Source organism: Cellvibrio sp. (assembly GCF_046347455.1).
Lineage (GTDB): Bacteria > Pseudomonadota > Gammaproteobacteria > Pseudomonadales > Cellvibrionaceae > Cellvibrio.
Map to the genome: position 1 here is coordinate 21,068 of NZ_JAXMGC010000004.1, position 17,857 is coordinate 38,924.

Sequence of the window (17,857 nt, forward strand, 5' to 3'; positions counted from 1 at the left end):
GGAAACCTTTAATCGCTACCTCATCTAGATGCGCTGATAGGCCACGCCAACTTGTTGCACAAATCCCTTAATCTCTAAGCCTATCAACTGGGCTGCAACTAAACCGGCGGGATTTCCGGTACGATCAATCAAATCATCTACCGTAACTGGGTCATAGCCCATGGCCTGTAAAATTTCCTGCTCTCCTGCGGATAAAGAATCCAGCGATTTATCGTCGATTTCTGATTTTTTCGCCGCTTTTTCGCGCAACTTGTCCAAAGTTTCACGCTGATAACCCAGAATGCCTTGCAGCTGATCGACTATGTCCTGCGCCGTTTCCACCAAAGTTGCGCCTTGACGAATCAGTTGATGGCAGCCGCGCGCAAGCGGGTTGTGAATCGAACCTGGAATTGCAAAGACCTCACGGTTTTGCTGCAAGGCAGTATGAGCTGTAATGAGCGATCCACTCTGAATCGCCGCCTCTACCACCAATACACCACAGCTCAAGCCGCTGATAATCCGATTGCGCTGTGGGAAATTCGCTGCTTTGGAACCGCTGCCTAAAGGCAATTCTGTTACCAAAGCGCCGCCCGTTTCGACAATCTCCTGCGCGAGGCGACGGTGACGCGATGGGTAAATTAAATCCAAGCCAGTCCCCATAACGGCCACGGTTTTACCGCCCGCCGCCAGCGCACCCTGATGCGCCGACGCATCCACCCCCAAAGCTAAACCGCTGGTGATGGCAAAACCATTCGCCGCTAAAAATTCCGCAAAGCGATGCGCATTTTCATGGCCGCCCACCGTAGGGTTGCGGCTACCGACGATGGCAACTTGCGGGAGATTGAGCAGGTGAACATTGCCACGCACAAACAATAAAGGCGGCAACTTGGGGATCTCGCGCAACAACTCAGGGTAGGTGGCGTCGCCAATGGAAACCAAATGCACATCGGTTTGCAAGGCTAGCCATTCCAAATCCAGCAGCACTTTTTGGCCAACAACGGAGTTCTCAGCACGCACCTGAAAGTCTTGCAAGGCCACCAAAGTTTCGTTATCCAAGAAGGATTCCAGACGGTTTATGGGGGCGGCCAAAACCTTTTCAGGCGAACCGAAATGCTGGATTAAACGCTGATAGGTGGCTGCGCCAACGTGGGGTAAACGGTGTAAAACGAGGGAGTAAAAACGAGGGTCTTGCATGATACTTCCTTGTGGTGAGGGTGACCTTTAAGCAGGTAGCGGCGCTCCATGCGCCGCCTTCGCAAATAATATTAGGGATTTTGCAAGGAATCGCCAACCGCCAGAGGGCGATCTGCTTCCAATACTAACGCGAAGCTCATTTTTCTAAAGGTGCGGAACACCATCAACAAGCCAGCGCGCTCATCGGGCAGAGAAACTTTACCGCCGGTAACGCGATCCACAACCACCTCACCTTTTTTGTAGATGGCGAGTACGTTGCCCACTTTCAAACCTTCACGATCGCCGCGGTTGATCATCACCACATTGTATTTACCAACCTGCTGCACACCACCTTCAACACCGATGATCGAACCTTTTATATCGGTATCTGGGCCGCTTGGGAAGAAAGTAGACGCCGTTGAACGATCTTCGCTTGGTAAGAGCTTGTCGCCAATACGGATTTCCTCATTGGCACGCACCACGTTCACGGTGGCTATATCGCCCTGTTGGGATTTGATGCTCACCGCGCCCACACCTGAGGCGTAGAGGCCAAGCACTTCGCGGGTCTGCGGGTCGTAAAAGAACTCGCCCTTGCGGAACACACCGAAGTTAGTCAGATCTTTAAAATCGCCGCGCGCATAAGCTTCGTCGCCAGCACCAGCCACGATACGTTTTTGCGGACCAGCAAGAATGTAGGGAGCCTTGTCCATCATCTTCTCGCTCTCAACGATACGGCTGCGAGAAAGGAAACTATCAATCTTATCCAAGGGGATCGCGGCAATAGCAGCCTCGTTCTGTACCACGCGAATCTGGGGGGAGAGCTTCTCAGTACCGTTGATGCCACCACTTGCACCTGGAACCAGCTTCAGCGTGCGCTCAGAGGTCAAACGAGCCTCGCCGTCGATATAAATCAACTTGATTAAATCGCCGGGGTAAATCAAATGGGGGTTTTCAATTTGGGGGTTGGCATGCCATATCTCAGGCCATTTCCACGGGGATTTCAGGAAGGTACTGGAAATATCCCAGAGGGTATCGCCTTTCTTAACGGTGTATTCGTCCGGGTGGCCGTCTCTGAGCAGCGAGTCTTGTGCCCATACATTGAGGCTCAAAAGTGCAGCGGCTATAACGCCGATAAATATTTTTTTCATAGAAACCGATCCTGTTTTATTCGGTCATGGGACAGATAGACGTTATAATAGCTTATTAATCCACCACGCTGCTTCCAGATTACAGAGTATTTCCTGTACGATCATCATGTTAGCAGCGCTTATTATCTTTTTACTAGAAGTTTGTCACAAGACTATGGCGATATTAGAGATACTCGAATTCCCCGATCCCCGCTTACGCACTATAGCCAAGCCCGTCACCCATGTAGACGACCGCGTTCGCAAGCTGATCGATGACATGTTTGAAACCATGTACGACGCACCCGGCGTTGGATTGGCCGCATCGCAAATCAACGTGCATGAACGCATAGTCGTTATAGACGTGAGCGAAGATAAATCCCAACCCATGGTCTTTATAAACCCGGAAGTAACCGTTTTAGACAGCGATATGCACGAATACGACGAAGGCTGCCTCTCGGTGCCCGGCTTTTACGAAACCGTGGAACGCCCCGAGCACATCAGCGTCACTGCACTCGACCGCAATGGTAAAGAGTTTACGATCAAACCTGAGGGTTTGCTGGCTGTTTGTATCCAACATGAACTGGATCACTTGAACGGCAAGCTTTTTGTGGACTACATCTCTGCCTTCAAGCGCGGGCGCATCAAGAAAAAGCTTGAGAAGAAGCATAAAGAAGAGGCGCGCTAAGCGCCTTTTTGTTTTTCCCGACCACTCTATTCCTTACCTTTTGATATCGAAAACCAATGCCCGACACTCCTTTGAACATCATCTTCGCCGGCACCCCCGAATTTGCCGCCGAGCACCTAAAAGCCTTGCTGGGCAGTCGCCACAAGGTGATCGCCGTTTACTCGCAACCCGACCGCCCTGCAGGTCGCGGTAAAAAGCTCACGGCCAGTCCTGTGAAAGAGGTTGCGCTCGAACACAATATTCCGGTGTATCAGCCGCTCAACTTCAAAAGTGACGAAGCCAAAGCAGAACTAGCTGCGCTCAATGCAGATTTGATGGTGGTAGTGGCTTATGGATTGATCCTCCCCAAAGCCGTTTTGGATACACCGCGACTCGGCTGCATCAACGTCCACGCCTCGATTCTTCCCCGCTGGCGCGGTGCCGCACCTATCCAGCGTGCGATTGAAGCGGGCGATACGGAAACCGGCGTAACCATTATGCAGATGGATGTAGGACTGGATACTGGCGATATGCTGATCAAAGCATTTTGCCCGATTTTAGCAACAGATACAGGCGGAAGCCTGCACGATAAACTCATTTCAGTTGGCGCACCCGCGCTTTTGGAAGCTTTGGACCAAATTCAGACCGGAAAAACCAATCCCATCAAACAAGATGATTCCCTAAGCAATTACGCCCCCAAGCTCAGCAAAGAAGAGGCGGCGTTAAACTGGCACCTATCTGCAATTGAGCTGGAAAGAAAGGTTCGCGCGTTCAACCCCTTCCCTGTAGCTCATACCAAACCTTCAGACGCGGCGGATGACGCACGCATCCGTGTATGGGCCGCAAAAGCTACCAACACCTCAGCTAGCGCCCCTCTCGGAAGCATTACCAAAATTTCAGCAGATGGAGTTTGGGTAGCCTGCGCGGAAGGGCAATTAATACTTGAAAACATCCAACTTCCCGGAAAAAAAGCGTTGAACATCGGCGAAATCCTTAGAGGCCATCCTGATCTGTTTAAAGTAGGTGACAAACTGGAGCTTCCCGCATGATGAGCGTTCGCGCTGCGGCAGCACAGGTGCTTGCGCAAATTTTACGCGACCAAGGCTCGCTTTCGAGCTTGCTGCCAAGCATTCAACATCAAGTTGCCGAGCAAGATCGTCCTTTGCTGCAAGAACTTTGCTTTGGCACCTGTCGCTACTACCCCCAATTGAGCGCCTATGTTGAATGCCTTTTGGACAAGCCTTTGCGCGCAAAGGACAGCGATATCCAGGCGCTGCTAATGCTTGGCTTATATCAGCTCTTGCACACCCGCATCCCAGACCATGCCGCACTTGGCGAAACAGTGGAAGTGACCAGATCCTTGAAAAAGCCGTGGGCGACCAATCTGGTGAATGGCGTTTTGCGCAGTTTTCAGCGAGATCGCGCCAAATTGGACGATCTTTTGGCACAAAATCGCGCTTTTCGGAGCAATCATCCTGCGTGGATGGAAGGCGTCTTGCGCAAAAACTGGCCAGAACAATTTGACCAACTTATTGCGGCTAACAACGAGCATCCACCTTTTACGCTGCGCGTGAACACTCACAAGATCAGTCGCTCCGAGTACCTTACCGAGCTTCAAAACATCGGAATAAATGCAAAACCTACGAAATTCAGCCCATACGGGTTAACACTGGAACAGCCATGCGATCCCCGCAAGCTACCTTTTTTTGAACAGGGATGGATTAGCGTTCAGGACGAGGCGGCGCAATTAAGTGCCGATTTGCTGCAATTGTCGCCCAACTTGCGCGTATTGGATGCCTGCAGCGCACCGGGCGGAAAAACGGGCCATATACTTGAACGCGAGCCGAGCACACAAGTAACAGCCTTGGATGCAGAAGAACGTAGACTCGGGCGTGTACGCGAAAACCTTGCACGCTTGAATCTAAGTGCCAAGATCGTCTGCGGAGACGGCACCAAAACGGACTGGTGGGATGGGGAATTATTTGACCGAATTCTACTGGATGCACCCTGCTCAGCCACCGGCATTATCCGCCGCCACCCCGACATCAAAGTCTTACGCACGCCAGAAGACATCAACAAACTCGCCACACTTCAAGGTCAGCTGCTCGATAATCTCTGGCCAATGCTCAAACCCGGCGGCTTCATGGTTTATGCCACCTGCTCTGTCATGCCAAAAGAAAACACACAGGTCATAGCCGCATTTTTGGAAAGATGCCCGCAGGCCGAGCATCAACCGCTGGCTGTAAATTGGGGAACCCCACAGCCGTTCGGTCGTCAACTTTTACCCATGATCGGCGGGCATGACGGGTTTTACTATGCGGTATTACGCAAGCCAGCAGATTAACGAACGGTCGAATTTAGCCAACAAACAGTTGGGCAGCTTTCATCACGGCATCAAAATATTGGGGGTTACCTTGCCCTTTCGCACCTATCAACCCACCTTGTAGCAAGGCAAAAAACTGGCAAGCCTTCTCGCGGGCGTTCGCGCTGCCCAAGACACGGAATTGCTCTTCAATCCATCCGATATTCAGCTCATAGAAGCTAGCCATTTCCGCTTGGATTTCTTCGGGCAAATTCTTTATTTCGGCCGCCAGCATAGTACACACCGTCATCCGTTGGCTGGTGTTGGCCTCATGGCGATAAATGGCGATGAGGTTATGCAGGGCCTCAGTAGGATTGGAACTTTGTGCGGTAATCGCCTCTAAAGCTTGCGCCAAGCGCTCGCGATATGTTTTAGCCACCTCAACCCCCAAATGGGTTTTGGTGGGAAAGTGATAGTGAATACTCGCGCTTTTAAGGCCCAACTCGGCAGCAATTTCGCGGAAACTGAAGGATGAATAGCCGCGACTGGCGATGGCTTCCTGGGCGAGTTGAATAATTTTTTCTCGAGTATCGGTAGTCATAAAGGCCCAATGGATGATGTTTGTCAACATTTTAATCTACGGAACCTATCTAGTGGTAGATAGGCTTGACTAGAGCAACCACAAAGCCTTAACTTACCTATCACTAGATAGGCAAAATCAGGAATACATCATGACAAATACGCTCAACACTCAAGTGGTCGTTTTAGGTAGCGGCCCCGGCGGTTATTCTGCCGCTTTCCGTGCAGCAGACTTGGGACTCAAAGTCATCATGGTCGAGCAATACAGCACCTTGGGTGGCGTTTGCCTGAATGTTGGCTGCATTCCCTCGAAAGCCTTGCTGCATGTAGCGGAAGTCATCAACGAATCCAAACACGCCAGCCATTTGGGGGTGAATCTCGGCACCGCGACCTATGAACTCGACAAGGTTCGGGCCTATAAAGATTCTGTCGTCGATAAGCTGGTGGGCGGCGTGTCCGGAATGGCTAAAGGCCGTAAGGTCGAGGTCATTCAAGGTTACGGCCGCTTTGTGAGTGGCCATCAACTCGAAGTTGTTAATGGCGATGATAAGACGTTGATTCAATTTGAATATGCCATCATCGCCGCGGGTTCCAGCAGCGTGAAATTGCCCTTTATTCCGGAAGATCCGCGCATTTTCGACTCAACTGGCGCGCTGGAATTGAAATCGGTTCCCGCTCGCTTGTTGGTAATCGGAGGCGGGATTATTGGCTTGGAAATGGCAACTGTTTACGAAGCGCTTGGTAGCAAAGTCACCCTAGTGGAGTTTGCCGACCAACTCATCCCGGCGGCAGACAAAGATTTAGTGACCGTCTTCACCCGCTACAACAAAGACAAATTTGAGTTGTTATTGTCCACTAAGGTGGAAATGGTTACTGCCAAACCCGATGCACTCTACGTGAAATTCAATACCGCATCCGAGGAGCGCAGTTTTGACGCTATTTTAGTGGCGGTAGGTCGCTCGCCTAACGGTAAAAAAATCGCGGTGGAAAACGCAGGCGTTCATGTGGACGAACGTGGATTTATTCCCGTTAATACATACCTGCAAACCAATGTTCCCCATATTTTGGCAATCGGCGACATAGTCGGCCAGCCCATGCTCGCGCACAAAGCCAGCCATGAAGGTCACGCCGCTGCCGAAGTCATCGCGGGGCACCAACACGAATTCGCGCCACTGGCGATTCCGTCCATTGCTTACACCAATCCCGAAATCGCCTGGGTTGGTTTGACGGAGAAAGAAGCCAAACAAAAAGGCATTAACTACAAAACCGCGGTTTATCCTTGGACAGCCAGCGGCCGCGCCCTCAGCGCCGACCGCAGTGAAGGCAAAACGAAATTGATCTACGACCCCACGACAGACCGATTGTTAGGCGCGGGCATCGTTGGCGTCCACGCAGGAGAATTACTGGGTGAGCTAACACTTGCGCTGGAATTTAACGCAAGTGTGGAAGATATAGCCCTCACCATTCACGCACATCCAACCCTTCATGAAAGCGTTGGGCTCGCAGCTGAATTAGCGGGTGGAACTATTACGGATTTGCCCAATCCGGCAGCCGTAAAACTCTAGGCATAATTGTGAAATAAAAAGCCCGGCAGACTTACGTGTGCCGGGCTTTTTTATGTTGTGAGAGATTAAATAACCATAATCCCATCAGCTTCAATTAAAGAGGCGCGTGGCAACTGATTAATACCAATCGCCGCACGTGCAGGGAAGGGAGCGTTGAAATACTGGCCCATCACTTCATTCACAACCGGGAAGTTCGCCAAATCGGTTAGGTAGATGTTGAGCTTAACAATGTCCTTCAAACCACCACCCGCCGCTTCGCACACGGCGCGCAGGTTTTTAAACACTTGATGAGCTTGAGCCGCGAAATCGCCCTCGACCAACTGCATAGTCGCTGGGTCCAAAGGAATTTGGCCCGATAAGTAAACGGTATTGTTGACCTTTACCGCCTGTGAATAGGTGCCTATAGCGGCGGGTGCGTTGTCGCTGTGGATGATGGCTTTGTTGGTCATGGTGAATCCTTAGAGCTGTTCCGGGAAAGCACCGAGTATAAAGAAGCACCGCACTCAAGACCAGCCGCGCACTTACGCGCTTGCCTCCATTGAATTACGGCCCAGCGCCCTTAAAAAACTGAAATGCACGCCTAATCAAGCTATGATGGCGGCCTCTGCGTGGTTCAGATTGGGTTCATCGAAACCTTTCTATAGTCAGGCTGTCATTTCTTTTTCCCAAGTGTTTTGATTACTGCAGGATCATCATGACTTACGCTAAAGCACTAGCAATCCCTTTGTTCTTCACTCTTTGTGCGTCCGCCTTTGCAGATGACAAATCATCCGTTTTTTCCAGCGATTTTGATGGCGAGTCCAAGTGGGCCTTGGTATACGGCGCCGAGTTGGAAAGCGCGCAAGCCCATTCGGGAGACAAATCCCTCAAAGTGGAAAACGAAGCCTCGATTCGCACCAAATCCATGATCGCGGAAGCGGGCACCATGGAAATCTGGTTGCGCACCTCTGCACCTGTTACCAACTACAAAATCAAAGTGTTCGTGAATACAACACTCAGTAATGACGCTGGCTGGGTACAGGTTGGCAATTTGGAGGGGAGCAACAACGACACTGAATACCATGCTAAGCGTGTGTCCGTTGATGACCCGGGCAAAAAATACATTCGTTTGGACATCGAATCTGTTGGCGGTACAACAAACATTGACGATATTTCTGTAGACCGTATTTTGTTGAGCACAGCACTGCAAAAAAATCAGCAGCAAGTGTTTGATGAAGTCATGGGCAAATTGCGCGATGACCAAAGCTACCAGATTCAAACTGAAGCGCTGAAAAAGCTTGGCGACAATTACACCTCGCAAATTGAAATTCAACGCCAGTACATTGAGTACTCCAACGGAATTTACTCAACCATTTCCTTAGTGCTCGCGACCTCCGAGCGCAGCAAAATGGCGAACCCACTGGGCTACGCTACCTTTAAACACGTGATTGATGACGTGAAAAAAGTATCGTCACCTATTCAAAAAACCCGTTTGGATTCGCTGATTCGCCCCTTCGGCGATATTGCAACGGCCTCGTTGAACATTGTCACCGCTGGCGCGTTTAACGCATTTGCGGAACCCTTCAAATCCATCGTAGCAACTACGTTTGAAAAATCTTCATACGAAAACGCCGGTGTAAGCAAAGAAGCGCAGAAGTTTGCGGAGAAAAACGGGCTAAATACCTATCAAACCGCCGAAAAATTCTTGGGCGAAATTGAAAAAGAATTAGCCAAGGCTAACGGCTTGGATAAAGATCTTGCGGATATTCAAACCGATGTAGATAGATTCCGTAAAGATTTGAGCAAACACTTGAAAGATTATTTGGTATACGGCGGTCAAGACAAACAATCTGAAAACTTTAACAAGGTAATGAGTAAGGATGACCAAGTACGCGCCACTGCATTGAAAGCAATTAACGAAGGTTTTGCAAAACAAGCGGAAGCCGTACAAACACGTTCGACCTCAAACGCACAACTCGTGCAATTTATGTTGCGCGCCAATAACAATATTGACGAGCTGCAAGAGTACAAAGAACGCTTCAATCAAATTACGTCGGCGATGATTACCTTCTACGACAAATTTGATAAATCCATTGCGCCTGATCAGAACCCTTTCAGCAATGCAGATGATCGCAAAGCTTGGGAAATGCACGCAACCAAAACGCGTAATTATATTCAACAATCCAAAGAAGCCTTTAAGAAAGCTTACTTGTAATTGGCGATGTAAAACAAAAAGGCCTGCAGAGATGCAGGCCTTTTTGTTTTATCGCGTTGAAAAATTAATTTTTACTGCGGTGAATCCTGATCACAAAACTCATCAAGCGGATACGACGTAAAATATTGGCAAGGTGAACGCGATTTTGCACACCGATGCAGAGATTAATTACGCTGTTATGGGCATCGCGTTCTTGCACGTTGATGTGTTCAATGCTGCCAGCTTCCTCGTTAATGCGGTTGGCGATGGTGGCGATAATACCGCGCTCGCTTTTTACTTCTACGCGCACATCTACCAAAAATTCGCCGCTGACATTCGCGGCCCAGTTAACTTGGCTGATTTTATCCGGTGAGTTGCGTAATTCTGCGATGTTCTTACAGGTGTCCTGATGAATCACCAAACCTTTTCCAGAACTGATGTGCCCCACAATTGGGTCACCTGGAATAGGGCGACAACAGCGCGCGAAGCTGATCATCAAGCCTTCGGATGAATCAATGGTAATAGGCGCGTTGACGCTGCGAACTTTTACATCACTATCGGGCTTCAGTAATTTTGCAACCGATAAAGCGATGCGATTACCCAAACCAATATCTTCAAGTAATAAATCGAGTGAATCCATTTTGGTGTCGAGCAATAATTTTTGTTGTTGTTCTTCACTCAGCTGATCGAAGTTCATTTGCAAATCACTAAAGGCTTTGCTTAATAAACGACGTCCTAAAGCAATGGATTGATGGTGACGTTGGTTTTTCAAAAAATGGCGAATCGCACTGCGCGCTTTTCCTGAAACCGCAAAGTTCAACCAATTGGGATTGGGTTGCGCACCTTGCGCGGTCATGATCGTTACTTTTTGGCCGCTTAACAAAGGTTGCGATAAAGGCGCGAGGCGGCCATTAATGCGGCAAGCAACGCAGGCATTGCCAACATCGGTATGCACGGCGTAAGCAAAATCTACCGCCGTAGCACCTGTGGGTAATTCAACAATTTTTCCTTTGGGCGTGAATACGTAAACTTCGTCCGGGAACAAATCGATTTTTACGTTTTCAATAAATTCGAGCGAATCGCCAGCGCGCTGTTGCATCTCCAACAAACCTTGTACCCATTGACGAGCGCGGTTGTGGCTGATGTTTACCGTATCGCTGCTGTTGGATTTATAAAGGAAATGCGCAGCAATGCCGCTATTCGCCATTTCATCCATTTCTTTGGTGCGAATTTGCACTTCAATCGGTACGCCGTGCATGCCCACTAAAACAGTGTGCAATGATTGGTATCCGTTGGCTTTGGGAATGGCGATGTAATCTTTAAATTCGCCCGCAACCGGTTTATACAAATTGTGCACGACACCGAGCGCGCGATAACAAGTGTCTACGCTATCCACGATAATGCGGAAGGCATAAACATCCATAATTTCTTTGAAGAATTTTTTCTTGGTGCGCATCTTTTCATAAATACTGAAAAGATGTTTTTCACGGCCAATCACCAGCGCCGTTAAATTCTCACTCGCCAAACGTTTTTCTAACGCTGTTTGAATTTGCTCAACCAATTCTTTGCGATTACCGCGCGCGCTTTTGAGCGCTGCTTGCAGGCGTGTGGCACGCAAGGGATGCATGGTGTAAAAACCGCGATCTTCCAACTCCAAGCGCAAATCATTCATGCCTAAGCGATGCGCGATGGGTGCGTAGATTTCCAAAGTTTCTTTGGCAATGCGGCGTTTTTTCTCGGGCGGCATAGCGCCCAAGGTGCGCATGTTATGCAAGCGGTCGGCAAGTTTTACCAAAATGACACGCAGATCATTCGCCATGGCCAAAGCCATTTTTTGGAAGTTCTCGGCCTGCTTCTCGGCGTGGGATTCAAATTCAATTTGGGTGAGTTTACTGACGCCATCCACCAAGTCTGCCACCGAATCACCAAACTGGGCGGCTATGGCTTTTTTGCTGATGCCTGTGTCTTCAATCACATCGTGCAGCATGGCGGCCATAAGGCTTTGGTGATCCATGTGCATGGTGGCGAGAATGTCGGCAACCGCGAGAGGATGGGTGATATAGGCTTCGCCGCTGCGGCGCTTTTGGCCGTCGTGAGCTTGTTCGGCATAGTAATAGGCACGCTTCACCAAGTTAATTTGGGGCGCTTCCAGATAAGACGAAAGCCGGTGGCTTAAGGCTTCAATGGTTTGCAATGCCGTGCTCCGAACGAAATAAATCTAACAGGAAATACTAAATTACCCAGAGTGTAACGCCAAACACTGAATAAAAGGTGAATTTCGGGCAACAAAAAACCCGCTGAATCACTGATTTAGCGGGTTTTCAGGTGTATCGACGAGGATTAGATCTCGTTGTCGTATACGCGCTCTGGTTTTGGTTGTGGCAGAGTCTCTTTTTCCAAGAGGATGCTGGAATCAATAAAGCCTTCTTCGATTTCGCGCAGGGCGATAACGGTTGGTTTATCGTTCTCTGGCGCTACGTGTGGCTCTTTACCGCCAATCGCCAACTGACGCGCGCGGCGGCTGCTAACCATAACCAGCTCAAAACGGTTGTCCACATGAGCTAAACAATCTTCAACGGTAATACGTGCCATAACTTTGTACTCAGTAAAAACGCGGCGGCTGCCGCCTTAAAAAAGTGGGCGCATTATGCGCTAGATCGGGCAAAACTGCCAAGCACTGCCTAGAAAATAACCGCTGCGCGGGTTCTTAGTCCAACAACTCGTTGATCAAGGCCATGTGCTTTTCCACTTGGCGCGCCAAGCGCAAATGCTGGCTGGTAATCAGCGCCTGGAATTGCGCCAAGGCTGTTGTGAAATCATCGTTAATGATCAGATAGTCCGCTTCCACGTAGTGGGACATCTCGCTAATGGCCTCGGCCATGCGTGCGTCAATCACTTCCTCGGCATCAGTTCCGCGGCCGGTCAGGCGTTGGCGCAAACAGGCGAGCGAAGGCGGGAGGATAAACAGGCTAACCGTGTTCGGCATAAGGTTGCGCACCTGCTTGGCGCCTTGCCAATCAATCTCCAGAATCACATCAATCCCTTGCTGTAGGGTTTCTTCAACCCATTTTTGGGATGTGCCGTAAAGATTGTTGAATACGCGGGCATGTTCAAGAAAGGCAGAGGATTCAATCATCGCCTCAAAAGTCGCGTGATCGACAAAGTGGTAGTTCACACCGTTAACTTCACCGGGGCGCATGGGGCGAGTGGTGTGGGAGACAGAAACGCAGACTTCTGGGTTGGACTGCACCAAGGCCGATACCAAACTGGTTTTGCCCGCGCCGGAGGGAGCGGAAACGGTATAGAGCGTACCCAAGTGAGCCATGTGAGAAACCTGCGCTTGAAAAGTTGAAGTCCAAATTATGGCACAGCTTTAGTTTTACAGCTTTGGTTTTGATGGACGACTTCCCAAGCGCGAACAATTTAAGGCTTTGCAGGGGAAAAGTTTGTGGCATAGTAGCTACCACATACCCGCCAGATACCAATCATGCTGCAACAACTTTTATCCATTACCCAAACCGCCGAACGCCTGCGCGTCCGCCCGGACTACGTGCGCGAGCTGGTGCGCAAACAGCGCCTTACCTTTATTCACGGTGAACAGCTGGACGCCGCCCAAGTGGAAAAGCTCGCAAAACTCATGGATAAGCTGCGCCATAACGGCATTGCAACACTCGTTCAAATCGTGGATGAAAAAGGCGAACTGGAAAGCTGATTAAGCATCGGCGGCGCATAAAAAAACCCGGCCTTAGCCGGGTTTTTATTTGGACTAGCTCGCAGCGGGGTAGTCGGTATAACCAACCGCTGTTGCACCATAAACCGTTTCCCAATTCACATCCGCTAATGGAAGATGTTGCTTGAAACGAGTCAGCAAATCGGGGTTGGCAATGTAGCGAGAGCCGAAGGCTACCGCTGTCGCGCCACCTTTCTTAATCAAAGCCTCGGCAGATTCCTGGGTGAACTTTTCGTTAGCGATATAAGCACCGCCAAAAGCTTCCTTGATTTTGTCGCCAATAGAATCATCGGCCTGGTATTCGCGCGCGCAAATAAACGCGATCTTGCGCTTGCTCAGTTCTTTCGCCAAATAGGTGAATAGTGCGACCGGATTTGAATCGCCCATGGTATGCCCATCACCGCGCGGAGCGATATGGAAGCCAACACGGCTTGCGCCCCAAACCGAGATCACCGCGTCGGCAATTTCCAGCGCGAAACGCGCGCGGTTTTCGATACTGCCACCGTATTGATCGGTACGTTTGTTGGTGCTGTCTTGCAGGAATTGGTCGATGAGATAACCGTTTGCACCGTGGATCTCCACACCATCAAAACCGGCGGCTTTGGCATTTTCCGCACCTTTTCGGAAGGCCTCGACGATGCCCGGAATTTCGCTCGTCTCCAAGGCACGTGGCGTGACATAGGCTTTCTCTGGGCGTACCAAACTGACGTGACCTTGCGCAGCTATAGCACTTGGCGCAACGGGCAGCTCGCCGTTCAAAAACATAGGGTCAGAAATACGGCCCACATGCCACAGCTGCAGGATAATTTTCCCGCCTTTTTCGTGTACTGCGCTGGTGATTTTCTTCCAACCTTCCACCTGCTCATCAGACCAAATTCCCGGCGTGCGCGCATAACCCACGCCCATGGGCGTAACAGCGGTCGCTTCTGAGATGATGAGGCCCGCATCGGCGCGTTGGGAGTAATAAGTTGCCATCAAACTATTGGGGACGCGGTTGTCGGTACCGGTACCGCGTGCGCGGGTGAGGGGCGCCATGACGACACGATTGGCCAATTCCAAATCGCCGATTTTTACGGGTTCAAATAAAACAGACATAAAGCTACCACCTTGGAATTCCAAAAGACGATTTTTGCAACGATAGCGTTGCCCTGAAGACTCAATGAGGCGCGCAAACGAAACTTCAAGGCGAGCAACTCATGAGATTACAAATATCACCTCGCGCAAAATGGCGGGTATATCGGTATTTTTAGAAGCAAAGAATCTGTAAAAGCGGCAAAAGACGCTCAAACTTTATCCAAGCCAGCCGTTAACCCTCTTATCCAAAACAATATCCAGAAAACCAGAAAGAGGGAACACATGATTATTGCCAACGCCCAGATCGCCATGAGCGCCCGCCACGATTATCGGGAGGAGCACCAAGTTAGCGAAAAGCTCGATTTCTGGCTGACTGATAAAGCTAAGGAAACCAAGACGGAGGAAAAAGGCTCCCGTTGGGGCGAGCAAGTGGTTATTTCACAGCGCGGCATGTCTTTGCTGGAATTGGAGCGCAGCAAGCCAAAGCTGGATATCAATAGCCCACTAGATTCGCGCGCGCGCGTTAATCTTGTGATTTTGCAAAAACTCTACGAAGCGATTACTGGTCGCAAAATGACCATCGCCGACCCGCTGGAACTGCAAGATGCCAACTTAAAGTTGGATGAATCAGCGTTAGCGCAGAGCCCAGATAAGAGTCCGGACGCCCCGCGCGACACATCAGAAGGCTACGGCCTGATCTACCAACACCACGAACGCTATCAGGAACAGGAGAAACTGGAGTTCAACGCGGAAGGCGTGATACGCACCGAAGACGGCCGCGAAATCAATTTCTCAGCGGCACTGACAATGAGCCGCAATTACGTAGAGGAATCTAACCTCACCATTCGCGCGGGCGACGCCAAAAAAATTGACCCGCTGGTGATTAACTTTGACGGCAAGGGCGCACAGCTAAGCCAAACCCGATTCAAATTCGACTTGGACAACAACGGAACCGAAGAACAAATTGCGACCTTGAGCCAGGGCAGCGGCTTTTTAGCGCTGGATCGCAACGGCGACGGTGTCATCAATAACGGCAGCGAACTCTTTGGCCCAGCCACGGGTCACGGCTTTGAAGAACTCGCCATATTTGACGATGATGGCAACCATTTTATCGACGAAGGCGACGCAATCTATAAAAGGCTGCGTATCTGGAGTTTTAACGAAGACGGCTCACAACAGCTGGTCGCCCTCGGTGATAAAAACATAGGCGCTATCTTTTTAGGCCATGTGACATCGCCCTTCCAACTCAAGGACAACGCCAACAACTCCTTGGGCGAAGTCGCAAGTTCAGGCATTTATCTAACGGAACAGGGCAGCGTGGGGGTTATTCAGCAGATCAATTTAACGGCTTAAGACAGTCGACGGCGGGCTACTGAAGCGCCGCCAGTTCTTGCGCGTTTTTGGGCAAACATTCCAGAACCTCTGCCTGCCAAGGGGTGGCGACCAGAATCTGTTGGATCAGATCTTCGCATTCTTTGTTTGAAAGTTCACCCAATCCTTCCAGCACAAAATCGGGTTCATCTTCATCTAACCGAACCTCAAATACATAGGCCGTTTGCGCAGAATCACCGCCCTGCGCCACCCAATTAAAATGCAACTCCACTTCCCCCGACACCAAAATAGCCCGCCCCAAAGCCCAAGATTCAACCTTACCTTTCGGGAGCGGATCTACGCCTATATCTTCAATAGCACAATCGGCGGTGTAGAAGGGTTTTGCGGGGAGTTTATTCAATGTTCTGCACCTGCTCACGCATTTGTTCGATCAGCACTTTCAACTCAACCGCCGCTTGCGTGGTGTCGCTCACAACGCTTTTGGAAGATAGGGTGTTCGCTTCGCGATTTAATTCCTGCATAAGGAAATCCAAACGGCGACCTAGAGAATCGGTTTGTTTTAGGCTGCGCTTTACTTCGATAACGTGCGTGTCTAAACGATCCAACTCTTCATCTACGTCAGCTTTTTGAGCGAGCAATACGATTTCTTGTTCCAAGCGTTCGGGGTCGAGTTCGATTTGTAAGGCGGCGAGTTTGGTTTGGAGTTTTTCGCGCTGGGCGGCAAGGATTTCAGGCATGCGTGCGCGCACTTTTACAACTTGGGCTGATACGGAATCCAACCTTTGCAGAATTAATTGCTCAAGCTCATTACCTTCGCGGGTGCGGTGTTCAATAAGTCCTTCAAGGGCGGATTGAAATAGGGTTAATACTTCGGCTTGCATGGCTTCGCGATCGAGTTCTTGCTTCTGCAGCACGCCGGGGTATTTGAGGATATCCAGCGCGCTAATAGGTGCGGCGGCGGCACCGAGCAGTATGTTGATCTGCTGCGCGGCTTTGGTGAGTTGGACTACGCGTTGCGTGTTGATGCCCAGATCGGCTTCGCCTTCTTGCTCCCAATGGATGCTTAGGCTGGCTTCAACTTTGCCGCGCTGGAGGGATTTACGCATGGCATCGCGCAGTTGGGGTTCAATTTCGCGGAAATCTTCTGGCAGGCGAAAGCTGGGTTCGAGGTAGCGGTGGTTAACGCTACGAATTTCCCAAACGGCCGTTCCCCAAGGGAGCTTTGCTTCGCGGCGGGCGAACCCGGTCATACTGCGCGGCATATAAATATTCCTTAAATTTCAGTAGCTTGGTGGCTTAGGATCGGCATAACTGGTAAAGTTCGGCGCGTTTTAGCCACATTAGGTTTAGGCGGGATGGTAGCATACCTTCCCCGAATCACACTCAGAAGTAAGGAATTAGAGCATGCAACGTCCCAGCGGCCGTAACCCCAACCAACTCCGCGATATTCGCATCACCCGTCGCTACACCAAGCATGCTGAAGGATCGGTATTGGTCGAGTTTGGCGATACCAAAGTGATTTGCACCGCCAGCGTGGTGAACAATGTTCCGGGCTTTTTGCGTGGACAAGGGCAAGGCTGGTTAACCGCCGAATACGGAATGTTGCCGCGTTCAACCGGCACCCGTATGGATCGTGAAGCGGCGCGTGGTAAGCAACAAGGCCGTACCGTGGAAATCCAACGCTTGATTGGCCGCTCGCTGCGTGCAGCAGTGGATTTGAGTTTGTTGGGCGAAAATACCATCAATATCGACTGTGATGTTATCCAAGCTGACGGTGGTACTCGTACAGCCTCTATTACTGGCGCTTGGGTCGCATTGGCCGATGCAGTCGCGTTTTTGAAGGCTTCCGGTAAAGTTACCGGTGAACCACTTAAACGCGCGATTGCCTCCGTTTCTGTGGGCATTTATCAAGGTGTGCCCGTATTGGATTTAGATTACCCGGAAGATTCCGCCGCTGACACCGACATGAATGTGGTGATGGGCGATGATGGCGGCATTATTGAAATTCAAGGCACCGCAGAAGCTGAGCCTTTCACTGAGGAAGAATTTGCAGCCATGTTGAAATTGGCTAAGCAGGGGATTGGTGAATTGCATCGTTTGCAGCAGGAAGCTTTGGCGAAGAATTAAGGCTCAAAAAATCCCGCAATTTCAAGTTGCGG

The 17,857-nt window shown here is 50.3% G+C and carries 18 protein-coding genes; 8 read left to right on the top strand and 10 right to left on the bottom strand.

The window, feature by feature from the left end; genetic code table 11:
• Nucleotides 1-24: 24 nt before the first annotated feature.
• Nucleotides 25-1,173 carry a DNA-processing protein DprA gene (gene dprA, locus U1F02_RS08530; RefSeq protein ID WP_409989961.1) on the bottom strand — a complete coding sequence of 383 codons (1,149 nt, stop codon included), beginning with the start codon at nucleotides 1,171-1,173 and terminating at the stop codon, nucleotides 25-27.
• A gap of 71 nt (nucleotides 1,174-1,244) precedes the next feature.
• A complete protein-coding gene (locus U1F02_RS08535) occupies nucleotides 1,245-2,300 on the bottom strand; it encodes a LysM peptidoglycan-binding domain-containing protein (RefSeq protein WP_409989962.1) in 1,056 nt (351 codons plus the stop codon).
• Nucleotides 2,301-2,454: 154 nt separating this feature from the next.
• Here U1F02_RS08535 and def point away from each other — a divergent pair, with 154 nt between their 5' ends.
• The 3 genes from def to rsmB are packed head-to-tail and all read left to right on the top strand — an operon-like array spanning nucleotide 2,455 to nucleotide 5,287.
• Nucleotides 2,455-2,964, top strand: a complete 510-nt coding sequence (def, locus tag U1F02_RS08540) for a peptide deformylase (protein ID WP_409990284.1) — start codon at nucleotides 2,455-2,457, stop codon at nucleotides 2,962-2,964.
• A 56-nt stretch (nucleotides 2,965-3,020) separates the two neighbouring features.
• On the top strand, nucleotides 3,021-3,992 hold the full coding sequence (gene fmt, locus U1F02_RS08545) for a methionyl-tRNA formyltransferase (RefSeq protein WP_409989963.1): 972 nt from the start codon (nucleotides 3,021-3,023) through the stop codon (nucleotides 3,990-3,992).
• Nucleotides 3,989-5,287, top strand: coding sequence for a 16S rRNA (cytosine(967)-C(5))-methyltransferase RsmB (gene rsmB, locus U1F02_RS08550; protein WP_409989964.1), 1,299 nt, complete (start codon nucleotides 3,989-3,991; stop codon nucleotides 5,285-5,287). Before fmt ends, rsmB begins: the two co-directional genes overlap by 4 nt.
• Before the next feature lie 13 nt (nucleotides 5,288-5,300).
• Here rsmB and U1F02_RS08555 read toward each other — a convergent pair whose 3' ends face one another.
• Nucleotides 5,301-5,846, bottom strand: a complete 546-nt coding sequence (locus tag U1F02_RS08555) for a TetR/AcrR family transcriptional regulator (RefSeq protein WP_409989965.1) — start codon at nucleotides 5,844-5,846, stop codon at nucleotides 5,301-5,303.
• Nucleotides 5,847-5,976: 130 nt separating this feature from the next.
• Here U1F02_RS08555 and lpdA point away from each other — a divergent pair, with 130 nt between their 5' ends.
• Entirely contained in the window at nucleotides 5,977-7,389 is a 1,413-nt protein-coding gene (gene lpdA / locus U1F02_RS08560; protein ID WP_409989966.1) for a dihydrolipoyl dehydrogenase, read from the top strand.
• A gap of 65 nt (nucleotides 7,390-7,454) precedes the next feature.
• Here lpdA and U1F02_RS08565 read toward each other — a convergent pair whose 3' ends face one another.
• Entirely contained in the window at nucleotides 7,455-7,838 is a 384-nt protein-coding gene (locus tag U1F02_RS08565; protein ID WP_409989967.1) for a RidA family protein, read from the bottom strand.
• A gap of 245 nt (nucleotides 7,839-8,083) precedes the next feature.
• Between U1F02_RS08565 and U1F02_RS08570 the strand changes: the two genes are divergently transcribed.
• Nucleotides 8,084-9,583: a hypothetical protein gene (locus U1F02_RS08570; RefSeq protein WP_409989968.1), complete on the top strand. Its 1,500-nt coding sequence runs from the start codon at nucleotides 8,084-8,086 to the stop codon at nucleotides 9,581-9,583.
• Nucleotides 9,584-9,647: 64 nt separating this feature from the next.
• On the opposite strand, the gene spoT is transcribed toward U1F02_RS08570, so the two are convergent.
• From spoT to gmk, 3 genes are all read right to left on the bottom strand, one after another.
• Nucleotides 9,648-11,756 (bottom strand): bifunctional GTP diphosphokinase/guanosine-3',5'-bis pyrophosphate 3'-pyrophosphohydrolase, encoded by a 2,109-nt coding sequence (spoT, locus tag U1F02_RS08575; protein ID WP_409989969.1) that lies wholly within the window; start codon nucleotides 11,754-11,756, stop codon nucleotides 9,648-9,650.
• Nucleotides 11,757-11,902: 146 nt separating this feature from the next.
• Complete coding sequence (gene rpoZ, locus U1F02_RS08580; RefSeq protein WP_409989970.1) at nucleotides 11,903-12,154, bottom strand: DNA-directed RNA polymerase subunit omega; 252 nt, start codon at nucleotides 12,152-12,154, stop codon at nucleotides 11,903-11,905.
• 115 nt (nucleotides 12,155-12,269) lie between these two features.
• Nucleotides 12,270-12,887: a guanylate kinase gene (gene gmk, locus U1F02_RS08585; RefSeq protein WP_409989971.1), complete on the bottom strand. Its 618-nt coding sequence runs from the start codon at nucleotides 12,885-12,887 to the stop codon at nucleotides 12,270-12,272.
• Between the two features lie 162 nt (nucleotides 12,888-13,049).
• Between gmk and U1F02_RS08590 the strand changes: the two genes are divergently transcribed.
• Nucleotides 13,050-13,274, top strand: a complete 225-nt coding sequence (locus tag U1F02_RS08590; RefSeq protein ID WP_409989972.1) for a hypothetical protein — start codon at nucleotides 13,050-13,052, stop codon at nucleotides 13,272-13,274.
• Between the two features lie 54 nt (nucleotides 13,275-13,328).
• Here the strand turns inward: U1F02_RS08590 and U1F02_RS08595 are convergent, their stop codons facing one another.
• Nucleotides 13,329-14,387 (bottom strand): alkene reductase, encoded by a 1,059-nt coding sequence (locus U1F02_RS08595; RefSeq protein ID WP_409989973.1) that lies wholly within the window; start codon nucleotides 14,385-14,387, stop codon nucleotides 13,329-13,331.
• A gap of 261 nt (nucleotides 14,388-14,648) precedes the next feature.
• On the opposite strand from U1F02_RS08595, the gene U1F02_RS08600 reads away from it, so the two are divergent.
• Nucleotides 14,649-15,719, top strand: a complete 1,071-nt coding sequence (locus tag U1F02_RS08600) for a hypothetical protein (protein ID WP_409989974.1) — start codon at nucleotides 14,649-14,651, stop codon at nucleotides 15,717-15,719.
• 16 nt (nucleotides 15,720-15,735) lie between these two features.
• Here U1F02_RS08600 and U1F02_RS08605 read toward each other — a convergent pair whose 3' ends face one another.
• On the bottom strand, nucleotides 15,736-16,098 hold the full coding sequence (locus U1F02_RS08605) for a hypothetical protein (RefSeq protein WP_409989975.1): 363 nt from the start codon (nucleotides 16,096-16,098) through the stop codon (nucleotides 15,736-15,738).
• Complete coding sequence (locus U1F02_RS08610) at nucleotides 16,091-16,960, bottom strand: YicC/YloC family endoribonuclease (RefSeq protein ID WP_409989976.1); 870 nt, start codon at nucleotides 16,958-16,960, stop codon at nucleotides 16,091-16,093. Before U1F02_RS08610 ends, U1F02_RS08605 begins: the two co-directional genes overlap by 8 nt.
• Before the next feature lie 142 nt (nucleotides 16,961-17,102).
• On the opposite strand from U1F02_RS08610, the gene rph reads away from it, so the two are divergent.
• Nucleotides 17,103-17,825: a ribonuclease PH gene (rph, locus tag U1F02_RS08615; RefSeq protein ID WP_409989977.1), complete on the top strand. Its 723-nt coding sequence runs from the start codon at nucleotides 17,103-17,105 to the stop codon at nucleotides 17,823-17,825.
• Nucleotides 17,826-17,857: the final 32 nt, after the last annotated feature.

Excerpts from the sequence above, each read along its gene's own strand:
- U1F02_RS08595 (WP_409989973.1), bottom strand. The coding sequence starts at position 14,387 with ATGTCTGTTTTATTTGAACCCGTAAAAATCGGCGATTTGGAATTGGCC.
- fmt (WP_409989963.1), top strand. The coding sequence starts at position 3,021 with ATGCCCGACACTCCTTTGAACATCATCTTCGCCGGCACCCCCGAATTT.
- rpoZ (WP_409989970.1), bottom strand. The coding sequence starts at position 12,154 with ATGGCACGTATTACCGTTGAAGATTGTTTAGCTCATGTGGACAACCGT.
- lpdA (WP_409989966.1), top strand. The coding sequence starts at position 5,977 with ATGACAAATACGCTCAACACTCAAGTGGTCGTTTTAGGTAGCGGCCCC.
- def (WP_409990284.1), top strand. The coding sequence starts at position 2,455 with ATGGCGATATTAGAGATACTCGAATTCCCCGATCCCCGCTTACGCACT.
- U1F02_RS08555 (WP_409989965.1), bottom strand. The coding sequence starts at position 5,846 with ATGACTACCGATACTCGAGAAAAAATTATTCAACTCGCCCAGGAAGCC.
- U1F02_RS08535 (WP_409989962.1), bottom strand. The coding sequence starts at position 2,300 with ATGAAAAAAATATTTATCGGCGTTATAGCCGCTGCACTTTTGAGCCTC.
- rsmB (WP_409989964.1), top strand. The coding sequence starts at position 3,989 with ATGATGAGCGTTCGCGCTGCGGCAGCACAGGTGCTTGCGCAAATTTTA.
- U1F02_RS08610 (WP_409989976.1), bottom strand. The coding sequence starts at position 16,960 with ATGCCGCGCAGTATGACCGGGTTCGCCCGCCGCGAAGCAAAGCTCCCT.
- dprA (WP_409989961.1), bottom strand. The coding sequence starts at position 1,173 with ATGCAAGACCCTCGTTTTTACTCCCTCGTTTTACACCGTTTACCCCAC.
- U1F02_RS08570 (WP_409989968.1), top strand. The coding sequence starts at position 8,084 with ATGACTTACGCTAAAGCACTAGCAATCCCTTTGTTCTTCACTCTTTGT.
- U1F02_RS08590 (WP_409989972.1), top strand. The coding sequence starts at position 13,050 with ATGCTGCAACAACTTTTATCCATTACCCAAACCGCCGAACGCCTGCGC.
- rph (WP_409989977.1), top strand. The coding sequence starts at position 17,103 with ATGCAACGTCCCAGCGGCCGTAACCCCAACCAACTCCGCGATATTCGC.
- gmk (WP_409989971.1), bottom strand. The coding sequence starts at position 12,887 with ATGGCTCACTTGGGTACGCTCTATACCGTTTCCGCTCCCTCCGGCGCG.
- U1F02_RS08600 (WP_409989974.1), top strand. The coding sequence starts at position 14,649 with ATGATTATTGCCAACGCCCAGATCGCCATGAGCGCCCGCCACGATTAT.
- U1F02_RS08565 (WP_409989967.1), bottom strand. The coding sequence starts at position 7,838 with ATGACCAACAAAGCCATCATCCACAGCGACAACGCACCCGCCGCTATA.